The sequence below is a fragment of the Companilactobacillus sp. y65-5 genome (assembly GCF_057541095.1).
The window spans coordinates 115,813-129,698 of sequence record NZ_BAAJOA010000008.1 but is presented as its reverse complement, the minus strand read 5'-3'; the positions used below and the strand labels follow the sequence as shown (position 1 = coordinate 129,698).

General features: G+C 38.6%; 14 protein-coding genes. 11 read left to right on the top strand and 3 right to left on the bottom strand.

Annotation, left to right across the window (positions count from 1 at the left end; translation table 11 throughout):
• Position 1 precedes the first annotated feature (1 nt).
• From AC27FM_RS11700 to AC27FM_RS11690, 3 genes are all read left to right on the top strand, one after another.
• Positions 2–1,360, top strand: a complete 1,359-nt coding sequence (locus AC27FM_RS11700; RefSeq protein ID WP_487088518.1) for an extracellular solute-binding protein — start codon at positions 2–4, stop codon at positions 1,358–1,360.
• 129 nt (positions 1,361–1,489) lie between these two features.
• Positions 1,490–1,903, top strand: coding sequence for a CopY/TcrY family copper transport repressor (locus AC27FM_RS11695; protein ID WP_487088516.1), 414 nt, complete (start codon positions 1,490–1,492; stop codon positions 1,901–1,903).
• Position 1,904: 1 nt separating this feature from the next.
• Complete coding sequence (locus AC27FM_RS11690; RefSeq protein ID WP_487088514.1) at positions 1,905–3,947, top strand: heavy metal translocating P-type ATPase; 2,043 nt, start codon at positions 1,905–1,907, stop codon at positions 3,945–3,947.
• A 52-nt stretch (positions 3,948–3,999) separates the two neighbouring features.
• Here the strand turns inward: AC27FM_RS11690 and AC27FM_RS11685 are convergent, their stop codons facing one another.
• Together AC27FM_RS11685 and AC27FM_RS11680 are read right to left on the bottom strand one after the other, a co-directional pair.
• A complete protein-coding gene (locus tag AC27FM_RS11685; protein ID WP_487088512.1) occupies positions 4,000–4,992 on the bottom strand; it encodes a sensor histidine kinase in 993 nt (330 codons plus the stop codon).
• Between the two features lie 11 nt (positions 4,993–5,003).
• Positions 5,004–5,678, bottom strand: a complete 675-nt coding sequence (locus AC27FM_RS11680; protein ID WP_487088511.1) for a response regulator transcription factor — start codon at positions 5,676–5,678, stop codon at positions 5,004–5,006.
• A gap of 72 nt (positions 5,679–5,750) precedes the next feature.
• Between AC27FM_RS11680 and AC27FM_RS11675 the strand changes: the two genes are divergently transcribed.
• Positions 5,751–6,527 carry an ABC transporter ATP-binding protein gene (locus tag AC27FM_RS11675; protein ID WP_487088562.1) on the top strand — a complete coding sequence of 259 codons (777 nt, stop codon included), beginning with the start codon at positions 5,751–5,753 and terminating at the stop codon, positions 6,525–6,527.
• Positions 6,508–8,514 carry a hypothetical protein gene (locus AC27FM_RS11670; protein ID WP_487088510.1) on the top strand — a complete coding sequence of 669 codons (2,007 nt, stop codon included), beginning with the start codon at positions 6,508–6,510 and terminating at the stop codon, positions 8,512–8,514. Before AC27FM_RS11675 ends, AC27FM_RS11670 begins: the two co-directional genes overlap by 20 nt.
• On the opposite strand, the gene AC27FM_RS11665 is transcribed toward AC27FM_RS11670, so the two are convergent.
• On the bottom strand, positions 8,507–8,950 hold the full coding sequence (locus AC27FM_RS11665) for a hypothetical protein (protein ID WP_487088508.1): 444 nt from the start codon (positions 8,948–8,950) through the stop codon (positions 8,507–8,509). The genes AC27FM_RS11670 and AC27FM_RS11665 overlap by 8 nt on opposite strands.
• 42 nt (positions 8,951–8,992) lie before the next feature.
• Here AC27FM_RS11665 and AC27FM_RS11660 point away from each other — a divergent pair, with 42 nt between their 5' ends.
• The 6 genes from AC27FM_RS11660 (at position 8,993) to AC27FM_RS11635 (ending at position 13,872) form a co-directional block, all read left to right on the top strand.
• Positions 8,993–9,715, top strand: coding sequence for an MBL fold metallo-hydrolase (locus AC27FM_RS11660; protein ID WP_487088506.1), 723 nt, complete (start codon positions 8,993–8,995; stop codon positions 9,713–9,715).
• 259 nt (positions 9,716–9,974) lie between these two features.
• Positions 9,975–10,373 (top strand): transcriptional regulator SpxA, encoded by a 399-nt coding sequence (spxA, locus tag AC27FM_RS11655; protein WP_076615117.1) that lies wholly within the window; start codon positions 9,975–9,977, stop codon positions 10,371–10,373.
• A gap of 163 nt (positions 10,374–10,536) precedes the next feature.
• Positions 10,537–11,226 carry an adaptor protein MecA gene (locus tag AC27FM_RS11650; RefSeq protein WP_487088504.1) on the top strand — a complete coding sequence of 230 codons (690 nt, stop codon included), beginning with the start codon at positions 10,537–10,539 and terminating at the stop codon, positions 11,224–11,226.
• 480 nt (positions 11,227–11,706) lie between these two features.
• Positions 11,707–12,561 carry a MetQ/NlpA family ABC transporter substrate-binding protein gene (locus tag AC27FM_RS11645; RefSeq protein WP_487088502.1) on the top strand — a complete coding sequence of 285 codons (855 nt, stop codon included), beginning with the start codon at positions 11,707–11,709 and terminating at the stop codon, positions 12,559–12,561.
• Between the two features lie 20 nt (positions 12,562–12,581).
• Positions 12,582–13,055 (top strand): S-ribosylhomocysteine lyase, encoded by a 474-nt coding sequence (locus AC27FM_RS11640; protein WP_487088500.1) that lies wholly within the window; start codon positions 12,582–12,584, stop codon positions 13,053–13,055.
• A gap of 40 nt (positions 13,056–13,095) precedes the next feature.
• Entirely contained in the window at positions 13,096–13,872 is a 777-nt protein-coding gene (locus tag AC27FM_RS11635; RefSeq protein WP_487088498.1) for an SDR family oxidoreductase, read from the top strand.
• The last annotated feature ends 14 nt before the right edge of the window (positions 13,873–13,886 follow it).

Here is a 13,886-nt window from a genome sequence, read left to right as displayed (position 1 = left end):
CATGAATAAACGGTTAAAAAGATCGCTGATTTCATTAGTTTTAATATTGGCTGCAGTAGCAACTGGTATTTTTACAACTAATAATCCTGTTAAATCTTCAAGTTCATCTGACCGCATCCCAGTAGTTTTTTGGCACGAATTAGGTGGAGCATCCGAAGATGCGCTTGAAGAAGTAGTTAATGGATTTAACAAATCACAAACTAAGTATCAAGTGATCCCTAAGTATCAAGGATCCTATGATGAAGCTATCCAAAAAATTCTGCAAACACATGGTACAAGTACATCACCTGCAGTTTTCCAAGCTTTTGATATTGCCACAGCTCAAATGCTTCACAGCAAGTACACGACACCAGTACAAAACTTCATTGACAAAGATCCAGATTTTGATATTGATAAAATTGCTCCCGCTGCTAGATCTTTCTATTCTAATGGTGGTAAGCAACAAGCGATGCCTTTCAACACTTCACAACCAGTTCTTTATTACAATGCTTCGCTCTTGAAGAAGTACAACATTACACCACCACCAGTGTCACCAACTTATTCAGATATTACTCGTGTGGCCAAGCAATTGTACGAACGTTCAGGTCATAAGACAAAAGGTATGACTATTCAAATTTATGGTTGGTTGTTAGAACAAGCTACAACTAACGCTGGTACTGCTTTAGCGAATAACAACAATGGTCACAACGGTATTCCAACAAGTATCAATATGGATAATCCTTCTACTGTTAAGTTCTTGGAATGGATCAAAGAAAATATCAAGTCTGGCGACTTTATTAACTATGGTTCAGGTGCCAGTGCAGGCGCTAACCAGACAGCTGGTTTCTTGGCTGGTAAGGTTGGGATCTTCATTCAATCATCAGCAAGTATTGGTGAGTTGACTGCAAATAATAAGGACCAGTTAGGAATTACATATTTCCCACATCCAGATGGTCAAAAGGCCAATGGTGTGTCAATCGGTGGGGCAGCTCTTTGGATCTCAAACGATAAACCAAAGGCTGTTCAACAAGGTGCTTATGAATTCGCTAAATATGCGTTAGGTTCAAAAGTTCAAGCTCAATGGCAAAAATCTACGGGATACTTGGCACTAAACAAGGATTCTCAAAAAGAAAAGATTTTGACTGATCTATACGCTAAAAATCCAGAAGCTAAGGTTCCTGGACAACAATTAGCAAATGCCAAACCAAATTATGTCAATTCAGGTATTCTTCTTGAAGGTATGCAAGTAACACGTCAGCTTGAAGAAGTAGCCATGGAAGAAGCATATAATGGTGGAGATATTCATAAGGCTTTGAAGAAGGCCACAAAGAACGTCAATCAAAATATCACTACTTCTAACCGTGCAAACGGCTATAAATAGGCATTTATAAGAGCACACTACAAAATAATAATTTTGAGTGTGCTTTTTTCTTTACAATTCTCGTTTACAGTTGTAAACTAGTAACTGTAATAAGGATTACAATTGTAGACGAAAAAGGATTTGACAATTATGAATGAAATCGAAAATATGACAAAAGCAGAATGGCAAGTAATGAGAGTAGTTTGGACTTTGAACGGAGCAACTAGTAAACAGGTTATAGAAGTATTAGAGCCCAAGACTGACTGGAAACAGGCTACTGTCAAAACATTGATCGTCAGATTACAGAAGAAAAACTTCTTGAAGGCTGATGAATCGAAGCGACCTTATATTTATTCTCCTGAGATTTCAGAGAGTGATGCGATTCACCAGAGTACCAACAATATGTTTGACAGTTTGTGTTGTATGAAAAAGGGTAAGGCAATTGGTGATTTGATTCAAAATTCTGAAATATCTAAGAGTGACATTAGAGATTTGATTAATCTATTAGAGGAAAAAGAAAAAACCGCACCTGAAACTGTTAAGTGCGATTGCTTGGAGGCGTAGGATGATGGAAAACGGGAAGATGCATGACATGAACCATATGGATATGGACATGGGAGGTATGGACGACGGACATATGATGATGAATCACGGTGGTATGATGATGGATATGGGGGACTTGCGTAAAAAGTTTTGGATCTCGCTAGTTCTTGCAATTCCAGTATTCATCTTATCGCCGTTCATGGGATTGAACTTACCATTTCAATTTCAATTCCCAGGGTCTGACTGGATCGTTATGATTCTCAGTTCAATTTTGTTTTTCTATGGTGGTAAACCTTTCTTAACTGGAGCAAAGGGTGAACTGAAAGCTAAACAACCAGCCATGATGACCCTTATCACGATGGGTATCAGCGTTGCTTATATTTACAGTCTATATGCATTCGTGATGGGAAATATTTTAAATGGCGACCAGCATATCATGGACTTCTTCTGGGAGCTAGCTTCACTGATCGTTATCATGTTGCTAGGTCACTGGATCGAAATGAAATCTACGATGAGTGCTGGTAATGCATTGCAAAAAATCGCTTCACTAGTACCGAATCAAGTTCATATGATTCACGGCGAAGAAACGATGGATCATGATATTTCTATGGTAAAGATCGATGATGTAGTTGAAGTCAGAGCTGGCGAATCGATTCCACTCGATGGGGAGATCATCAGTGGTCAAAGTTATATCAACGAGTCACTCATCACAGGTGAATCAAAGGCTGTTAAGAAATCACTTGGCGATAAAGTGGTTGGTGGTTCTATTAACGGTGAAGGTACGATCAGAATTAAAGTAACTAAAACTTCAAGTGAGGGTTACTTATCACAAATCAGTAAATTAGTTTCAGATGCACAGAGCAATAAATCAAAAACACAAATGTTGGCAGACAAGGTTTCGGGTTGGCTATTCTATGCGGCTGTGATCGTCGGTTTGATGGCGTTCGTTTATTGGCTAGTCTTTGGTAATATGAACTTGGCATTGATGCGTTTGGTTACGGTCTTAGTTATCGCATGTCCTCACGCTTTGGGTCTAGCTATTCCATTAGTTACAGCACGTAGTACATCTATCGCTGCAACGAATGGTTTGATCATTCGTGACAATCAAGCAATGGAAAATAGTCGTAAGATCGACTATGTAGCAATGGATAAGACGGGTACTTTAACAGAAGGTAAATTTACGGTTAATGGCTTGAAGTCATTAAATAAGATGGATGCAGATCAATTATTATCATTGATCGCCGGAATTGAAAGTGGTTCTAGTCATCCGATTGCTAACAGTGTGGTTGAATACGCTAAGGATCAAAACGTTCAACCGGCACAATTAGATGATATCCAAGCTATCAAGGGATACGGCATGAGTGCTACTAAAGATGGACACAATTATTTATTGATAAATATGAAATATTTACAAGCTCATAAAATGACTTTTGACAAGTCGGCTGCTAAACAATACTTAGACGAAGGTAATACAGTCAGTTATCTAGTTGTTGACAATGAAGTAGTGGGATTGGTGGCCCTAGGAGATAAAGTCAAGGCTAACTCAGTTCAATTCATCAAGGACTTGAAGGCTAGAAATATCACTCCAATCATGTTGACGGGTGATAACAAGGAAGCTGCAGCATCGTTCGCCAAACAATTAGGTATTGATGAATTCAAGGCGGAATTACTTCCTGAGGATAAGCATAAGGTCATCAAGAATCTTGAATTAGAAGGTCATCACGTTATGATGGTCGGAGATGGTATCAACGATGCACCAAGTCTGGCAAGTGCTACGATCGGTGTGGCAATCGGTGCTGGAACTGACGTTGCGATTGATTCAGCGGATGTAGTTCTTTACAATTCAGATCCTAGTGATATTACTAAGTTCTTGAATCTATCCGCAAAGACTTACCGTAAAACAGTTGAGAATTTATGGTGGGGTGCCGGATACAATATCTTAGCAATTCCACTTGCAGCTGGCGTCTTAGCTGGTGTTGGATTCGTGCTAAGTCCAGCGGTTGGGGCAGTAGTCATGTCCTTATCAACCGTGATCGTTGCCTTGAATGCAATGACATTACGTTAACAAACAAAAACTACGACAAAATAAGTCGTAGTTTTTTTTGATTTAATTCAATTTATTGATAATACGGTAGATCTAAGAATGTAATGACAACTTCCGTCCCATGTTTTTCTTCTGAGCGAATACTGATTTTATGTCCCAGCCTGTCGGTCATTTTTTTGACCAGGTACAGTCCGATACCGGTTGATTTGCTACCTGACTTGCGACCATTATCACCGGTGAATCCTTTGTTGAAGACGCGGCTGATATCTTTGTCAACGATTCCGATACCGTTATCTGCAATGTGTAATTCGATATTGTTGTTCCGATTGGTTGTGAATATCTCGATTTTGCCACCTTGATCAGTATATTTCAGACTGTTAGCGAGTATCTGGTTCAAAATAAAACTCAGCCATTTTTCGTCAGTTAAGACTTTATCGTCAGTCACGTCCAAACTAATACCGATTCGTTTAGCGATAAACATACGCTTATTGGTCCTAATCGATGACTTGACGATGCTGTTCAGATCTTGCTCTTGAATCAAGTAATCATTAGAAAAATTATTCAGTCTGGCGAAGTATAAGGCTTGATCAACCATGTAGTCGATCTGATCGATCTCTTCTTCGACCAAACTCTGGTCCAAATCACCATCTTGGGCTAGTTTGAGAGCCGCCAATGGTACTTTGATATCGTGAACCCATGATTCGGTATACTCTTGTTGGTCGTGCTGATTCTGGTACAATTCTGTCAATTCATTACGATATTCCAGACCGATATTATTGATCTTGTCTTGAATGAAACGTTGCTCGTTGTTGACGGCACCGTGGAGTTCCTTTGACAGGTCCTCTTGATAGTTGTTGAGTTGCTCGTACCAAGTTTTTTTTCGCAAATATGACAAGTACAGGCCTAAGAAGGCGAATAGCACGGCGATTATCCACGAATATAGTAAAGTTCCCGTTTGAAACTTAACGTGTGGATCTAAGAATAAGATTGCTTCGATAAATGTCACGGTTAGTAGAATCGACAGCAAAGATAATAAATGGTCACGTAAAAATTTAAAAAAAGTCATGTTAGCCTCGCTTAGGGAATGATGTATCCTTGTCCCACTTTAGTTACAATGTAATTTTTTAAACCGAATTTTTCAATTTTGCCACGAAGACGGTTGATATTGACCGTCAGGGTATTATCGTCCACGAAGCGCTCGTCGTCCCACATGAAGTTCAATAATTGTTCACGGGTAACAATCTTACCTTGGTCACGAAGAAGTCGTTGTAGCAGCTTATATTCGTTTTTTGATAAGTCTATCTTATCGGAGCCGATCTCGACCGTTCCGCTAGATAAATTCAGTTTCAGACCGTTGTGCTCGATGATGTCACTAGTATTTTTGGTGAAATCATAAGTACGACGCAAAAGTGCGTTGATCTTGGCAACTAGGATATCGACAGAAAAAGGTTTTTCGACGAAGTCATCCGCTCCCATATTCATTGCCATGATTTGATCCATGTTAGAATTACGAGATGAAATAATAATTATCGGTGTTTTGGAGATCTTGCGGATTTCTTGATTCCAATAATAACCGTCATAAACTGGTAAGTTGATATCTAATAATACTAAATCTGGCTTGTATTCGTGGAATTCTTCCATTACATTATTGAAGTCATCAATAATGTGAGTATCTATTTGCCACTTCTCAAGATTCTCACTGATCAGTGTAGCGATTGATTGATCATCTTCAACAATCATAATTTTAGCCATTGTGAAACCTCCCCGTGCTAGAATAAAGACACTAACTACTATAATAACAATTTTATCTTAATTATTGGAGAAATAAACGTGCAAATTATCGTAAATAACATTGCTAAGGATTACGGAAAACGTCTGAATGCGGTCCATGCTATCAAGGATATCAGCCTCGAAGTCGATAAAGGGGAATTTCTGGGGATAATGGGTCCCAGTGGTGCGGGCAAGTCGACTTTATTAAATATGATCTCAACTAACGAACGCCCTGATCACGGACAGATAATTATTGATGGAGTTGATATGACGCAACTTCACGATCAAGAATTATCGAAGTATCGTCGTAGCAAGATGGGCTTTATTTACCAAAGTTTTGAGTTATTGGATTCGTTGAATGTTAAAGAAAATATTATTTTGCCACTGGCTCTCAATCACGCTAACAAAAAATTTATCGAATCACGTGTGAAGCATTTGAATTACTTATTGAATATCGAAAAACTAAGTAATCGTAACGTAGAAGACTTGTCATTAGGACAGCGGCAGATTGTTTCAGCGGCTAGGGCGTTGATCAATAACCCAGAGATTCTCTTTGCGGATGAACCGACTGGTAGTTTGGATTCCAAGTCAGCGACGATCTTGTTGAATTACATGCAAGTTATCAATCAGCGCGAGGACGCTACGATTTTGATGGCGACCCATGACGCTTTCACGGCTAGTTATTGTAGTCGAGTGATTTTTATCAAAGATGGATCTATTTTTTCAGAAATAGTCAATTCCGGTAAGCGCGAAGATTTCTTCGAACAAATCATCAATATGCAACGTACGATTGGGGGTGGAAGTTATTTCAATGTATCTCAAGATAATTAGAAAGAGCCTCACGAACATGCGCGACAGTTATTTGATTTATATTTTGGCGTGTAGTTTTGCGATTGGTATCTTCAGTATTCTGATTTCACTGACCAATAATCGCATCATGAAGAATAACGTCAGTATGTGGAGAGAATCTTTGATGCCGATCGTACTCGCGTTGAGTGTAGTCTTTGCGTTGTCAGCTTTTATTTACATGGCATATGTTGGTGGATTCTTTATCAAGCAACAGCGGCACGAGTTTTTGACGTTTCAAAAGCTCGGTATGTCTAAGTTTACAATCATTGTTATCGGATTTTTTCAAACTTTGATCATTCAAATGATTGCTTGGGTTTTGGGTATAATCGAAGCGGTCGTTTTTCAAAAATTCTTCGGAATGTTGCTCCTATACTTGATGCACGTTAGAACTGGCTTCATGGCCTATTTCAACCCTCAGAGCTTAATCAATTTGTTAAGAATAGCTTGCTACTCAATCGTGATTTTCAGTGCGATCAATGCTTTTAGAACTTATCGAATCATTCGAAATAAGAAAAATAAAAAACGAGAAGCCAATTTATGGTTGCGGGTGCCAGCGGGAACATTAGGAATCTTTCTATTTATCAGTGCAGTGATAGTTTCGATTAGTTTTATTGGTGATTTTGAAAACGTCGGTAATCCCGCACAAACCTCCAAGATCGTCATGCAATCGGTATATATCATCGGTGCATTTTTTTTCGGTACTTATTTAGTATATTTTGGATTTCTGCCAGTGTTACTGACTATCATGCAGAAGTTCAAACGGCTGTCTTATTCCGGTCTGAATATGTTTACTTTCAAGTATCTAAAAGAACGGATGAAGCAGAATACTTCGGTTTTGTGGTTCGTGACCGAGTTGTCGACCTTAGCGTTGATTTTATTGAGTATTTGTTATTTTGGATATCAAGTTATTTATCAGAATTATCATACCGAGTATCCATTCGCTGTGACAGCCAATAAGAGCACGGTCGATAACGTCCGTAATACGATATATGATAGTAAAACCGAAATAAAAAAAGAATACCATTCGAATATTAAGATTACGATGGTATCCACATTGGATTCAACTAGGAGTCAATTACTTCAGCGTCCGGCATCATTCATGTCTTATTCTGAATATATGAAATTGCCAAAAAAGATTCGTGATCAGAATCCTCGCATCAACTCTAAGCAATACTTGCGGATTGCCTTTGGTTTGAACGAAACTTACGGCTTCTCTAAGAAAAGAGTCGATTGGAATGTCAAAAATGCAGCTAAGATCCGCACGCGATTGAATGGATCGTCATTCCCTTATGGTGGGGGGATGTTCGCTGGTTCGTTGATGATCGTTCCTGATAAGTATTACAAGAAGTTGAATGCCATCACGACCGATACTCTCTACGGCTGGTATTTTAAGCATGGGGATAAATTAACCAAATCACAGGTAGATAACCTTAACATGCGAAAAAACGCCTACGTGATCCACGTAGACGCCAAGTCGGATGTTAATGATTCTACATTTACTACTACAAAGTATGGATACAACTCAATCACCGATAATGATTATATCCAAACCGGATTCGTCCGACAGGAGAATGCCAAGCGACATCTACATCAGACGGTCGGGTTCTTTATATTTATGATTGCTATTTTTAGTATCGCACTATTAGTTGCTCTGGGCAGTGTCTTGACATTGAGGATACTATTGCGTGATGATCATGAGTGGAGGCAATTGAAGACGCTCAAAAAGATCGGTATCAGCACTAAAGAAGTTCGCGGTATCGTTTTATTTGAGAATGCTATGACTTTTGTGATCCCATTAATACTGGCAGTAGTTCAAGCTTATGTGTCGATAGCCCTGCCTGATGGTGGCGATTTATCGATCATTCGCGAGTTCCGTTGGGTCGTCTTGGGGTATGTCATCCTGTATGGGATGATCGGTGTCGTCACCTATCTGATATCATGGCGCAGTGTTCGACGAAAGCTTAACTGATGACTTTATACTCTTTGGTGAAGAAGCCAAATGGAACTTTGGAATCCAATTGGATGCCTTTGTTGATTTCTTTTTGAATGTATTTTTGGCCGTCTTCAATGTGTGTTTGATTATCAAAGGTACTGATTATCAGATATTCTTGTAAGTTGTCTCTGAGTTGATAAATAGCCGAGTTATAGTTGATTTTGTCAGTATAAACGAACTTACTTTGAAATAATGAAGATTGGTCAGCATTAAATTTCAAATATGTCAATAAATACAACTCGTCGTCAGAATCATCAAAGCCTGTCAGCTTGCGGTATTGACCAAATCTGGCTAATTTTTTTATCAAAAGATGGTCGGATTTGTCGTCAAATAAGGGTTTTAATAAAGTATCAGCAGGTTCTTGCTGACTCTTTAAAAATGAATATGTGCCTAACTTTAATGTTATGTTCATAATTTGAAATCCTTTCATTAAAAAAATTTTTGGAGGTTTTCTATGTTAGTTACAGTATTAGGTTATTATGGAGGATACCCATATAAGGGTATTGGTACTTCTGGTTATTTATTGAGAGATGGTGACTTCAATCTGTTGATCGATTGTGGTAGTGGAGTTTTGAACGAACTCTCGAACTTCGTAGCTCCAACCGATCTGGACGCAGTCATTTTATCTCACTATCACCATGATCATACCGCTGATCTAGGAGTTTTGCAGTATAATTGGCTCGCGGCCAAGAAATCCGAACCACTTCCAATTTACGGTCATACCCAAGATTTTGTCAACTTTGCACAATTGACTTGCGAAGGGGCAAGTAAAGGTATAGCCTATAACGATTACGAGCCAACTGAAATCGGGCCATTCAAGTTCGAGTTCATGCGCACGATTCACCCGGTACCAGCTTATGCAATGAGGATCACCAAAGGTGACAAGACGATCGTTTACACGGCTGACACAACTTACTTCGATGGCTTGGTAGACTTTGCTAAGGATGCCGACTTGTTGATCACAGATACCAACTTCCCAGAAGATGTTACAGGTAGGAAGTGGCATATGAACACCAAGGAATCAGGTACCTTAGCCAAGGATGCAGGAGTTAAGAGATTGATGATCAGTCATTTACCTCAGACCGTTGACTCACAGACTATGTTAGAACAATCACAAAAATACGCTGGTGATATTCCAGTGATGAGTGCGTTCGCTGAATTAGAGATCAATGTTTAGTAAATATACTGCTACTATTAGTTTTTAATGATAGTTGATAACCTAAGACTAATGTGATATATAATTAAATATTTATATCAATTGTGAACTGTTTATATAAACGGTGATTTTAAAGGCACTATTTTTCACAATAAAAGTTTTACAGAACAAATATTCGTATTTTTTATACTGAAAAGTATAGATTTTATTTTAGTAATAAGGTAAAATATTTATGTGTTCAAATAGTATTGAATAATATACAAGAAAAGGAGAGATTATAATGGTAACTATTTATACATCTCCAAGTTGCACTTCATGCCGTAAAGCAAAGGCTTGGCTCGAAGAACATGACATTCCTTACAAAGAAAGAAATATTTATTCAGAACCTTTAAACAAACAAGAAATTCAACAAGTATTACAAATGACAGAAAACGGAACTGAAGAAATTATTTCTACTCGTTCCAAAGCCTTCCAAAATTTAAAGGTCGATCTTGACGATTTAACAATTGATCAATTGTTAACATTAGTTCAAGAAAACCCTGGTCTATTGAAACGTCCTATTATCATGGACGACAAGCGTCTTCAAGTAGGTTTCAACGAAGACGAGATCAGAAGATTCTTGCCAAGAAGTGTTAGAACTATGGAGTTACAAAAAGCCCAACTTATGGCTGGCTTATAAAATTGAAAAATAAAAGATTGATACAAGACGTATTGTTTTGTATCGATCTTTTTTTGTATTATTCTATTATTTAAATAATTGGAATCGCAGTCGATATTTAGGAGGACTTTACTTTACAAAGTTTCTGAGACTGTTAAAATGTAGATACAGAATTGAGGTGACTATGATGGAAATGGATCGACTTAATGAGAACACAATCAGAGTCATTCTTAGTACGCAGGATTTGCAAGATCGTGGAGTAACAGTTCTTGATCTCTTGGGAAATAAGAAACAGATCGAATCATTTTTCTACAGTATTTTGGATGAAGTTGACAAGGATCATGTTTTCTCTAACAACGAACCAGTAACTTTTCAGATTATGCCAAATAAACAAGGTTTGGAGTTACTTATTAGCAAGAGTGACGATGTTGATGGCGCTGGTTCATTGCCATTGAATACGTTACAAGATTCAAATGATGATGAAGATAACGAAGGTAATCAGTTTGAATATGACAACGCTAAGTTAGGTAATTCTGAGTACGATGAGGATACTGCACCATACTTGAATGACCCTGACACGCCTACTAAGGCAACCATTGTTGAATTCAATGATTTCGAGGATTACGTTCAACTTGCTGATTTGTTACATTTGGAAAGTGGTATTTCTAATTTATGGCAGTACCAAGGTAAGTATTACTTGCAATTGATCCTGTTTACTGATGAAATGCACGACATGACTTATAACGACGTTATGGCTATGTTGAGTGAATACAGTTTTAAGACTAAGGTAACTGCTGCCGTGCTCTCTGAGTACGGTAAGGAAGTTATGAGCAACACTGCTTTAGAGTTGACTAGACATTACTTTAAAAATTAGACATCGTCGTTATAACGGTGTCTTTTTTTATTTTATTAAAAAATATATTTGACAATATAAATTTAAAAGTGTAAATTAATCACCAATCAAATAATTAAAGATTATTTAATCTTATTAGACGTTGAAGAGAAGAGTAGGTTAATTAGTAGTTTGTATAGTGACCGCTAGATGGTGAAAAGGCGGAACGAAATCTTAACTGAAGATGAGCTTGGAGTCTTACCCAAGGTGGAAGCCGTGGGTACGCAAGGATGCGATATCATCCCGGACATGTTAGTGTCGTTGAGGTATTTTGGGTGATCAAAATACGAATTAGGGTGGTATCACGGTAGTCGTCCCTACATTGCAGAGTAAGTCTGTGGTGTAGGGACGATTTTTTTTGCATAGGATTTTGAGGAGGCGGATATATGAGACAGATACTAATTTATAAACCACCCATGTGGTACTCAAGTTAGTTGATTTAAATTTGAGGGGGACATTACAATGAAAAAGTGGCATAAAATCTTTGGAACAGTAGTATTAGCGTTATCAGTATTCTTGTTAGCTGCATGTGGCAATCAATCAGCAGATTCGTCTGACAAGACGATCACAGTAGGTTCGCAAGGTTCAGACCTTGAAATTTGGCAACATATCGCCAAGAGTCCACAAGCTAAGAAAGCGGGACTGAAGATCAAAGTAAAAGAAATAACAGACGGAACGCAATTGAACAAGGCAACGACAGAAGGTCAAGTCGATGTCAATGCATTCCAATCATGGTCATATTACTTGGCATACAACAAGCAAAACCCCAAGGGTAAACTTGCAGCGCTAGGAACAACTTACCTAGAACCATTAGGAATTTACTCAAACAAATACAAAAAAGTCAGTGATATTCCTGACGGCACTACTATTGCGATTGCCAATAATCCAGCTAACACGTCCAGAGACTTGTTGCTACTACAAAAAGCAGGTTTGTTAACTCTTGATAAAGATTTCGATGCCTTGGGTAACACGAAAGATATTAAGAGCAATCCTAAGAATTTGAAGTTCAAAGAAATTGACGATACCACCGGACCACGTGTCCTAAACGATGTTGATGTAGTTCTGATCTCTAACACAGTCGCATTAGATGGCGGCCTACATGTTCTGACAGATTCCATCTACCACGAAAGTGTCGATCAAAGCACGAAGGATAATATTAATATCCTCGCCACTGCGGCTAAGAATAAGAACAATAAGCAGTACAAGAAGTTAGTTAAGTTGTATCATAATAAGAGGATTCAAAAGTATATCACTAAGAAGTATTACGGAACTAAGATCGAAGTAAATAAGCCACTGACTTATTTACAAAATAAATAGACTAAGGGAGATATTTTATCATGGCAAAAGTTGAAAGTTTTACATTGGATCATACAAAGGTTAAGGCACCTTACGTTAGATTGATTGCTGAAGAAAGTGGCGCTAAGGGAGACAAGATTTCTAACTATGACCTACGTCTAGTTCAACCCAACGTTAATGCGATCCCAACTGCTGGACTACACACGATCGAGCACTTACTAGCTGGACTATTGAGAGACCGTCTAGATGGTGTTATTGACTGTTCACCATTCGGTTGTCGTACAGGATTTCACTTGATCACTTGGGGTGAACATTCTACTACTGAAGTCGCTGAAGCATTGAAGGGTGCCCTTGATGACATTGCTAACAAGATCGAATGGAAGGACGTTCAGGGGACTGATATTTATAGCTGTGGTAATTATCGTGACCACTCACTCTTCTCAGCCAAAGAATGGTCTAAGAAGATCCTAGATGAAGGTATCAGTGATGATCCTTTTGAGAGACATGTTATTTAAGAGATTTTAGTGCTTATTGCTTACATAAAGGGGTCTTACGATGAGCTTATTTACGGAAGTGGAGAATCAGATAGTATTAGTTACTGGAGGACACCAAGGGATTGGAGCCGCAGTCGCGAAGACCTTTTTGAATGAAAAATCTATCGTCGTTTGTGCCGATTTAGCTTTTGAAAATAACGATATCGTTCAAGAATCAGAACGACTGTACCAGCTCCATCTTGATGTCAGTGATGAAGATAGTGTGAAAAATCTTACAGCTCAACTTATCGCCAATAATTTGGTGCCGAATGTTCTAGTGAATGTGGCTGGTATTTCGACAATGAATTATTTGATTGAGAGTAAGACGAGCGATTTTGATAAGACGATTGCGGTGAATACGAGAGGAACCTATTTGGTCACCAAGTATATCGTCAAGGAAATGGTCAAGGCCAAGCGACCTGGTAAGGTTGTCCTGATAGCTTCTCAAGCAGGGAAGAATGGCTATCGAGCAATGTCCGCCTATGTTGCATCCAAGCATGCCGTGCTGGGATTAACTAAGACCTTGGCGATCGAAGTAGCTCATGATCAAATCAATGTCAATGCAGTGTGCCCCGGTATCGTTGAGACTTCAATGAAGCATCGTGAACGAAAAGATGGGGCAGAGATTCGTGGCCTGACGCCTGATGCCATCGAGGAAGAAGATAATAGCCAAGTTCCGTTGGGAAGGACAGGTCAGCCAGAAGATGTCGCTAATGTCGTATTATTCCTATCGAGCCATCTGTCAGATTATATGACGGGGCAGGGGATTAACGTCACAGGCGGAATGACCATGAATTAGTAAACTGATAAAAT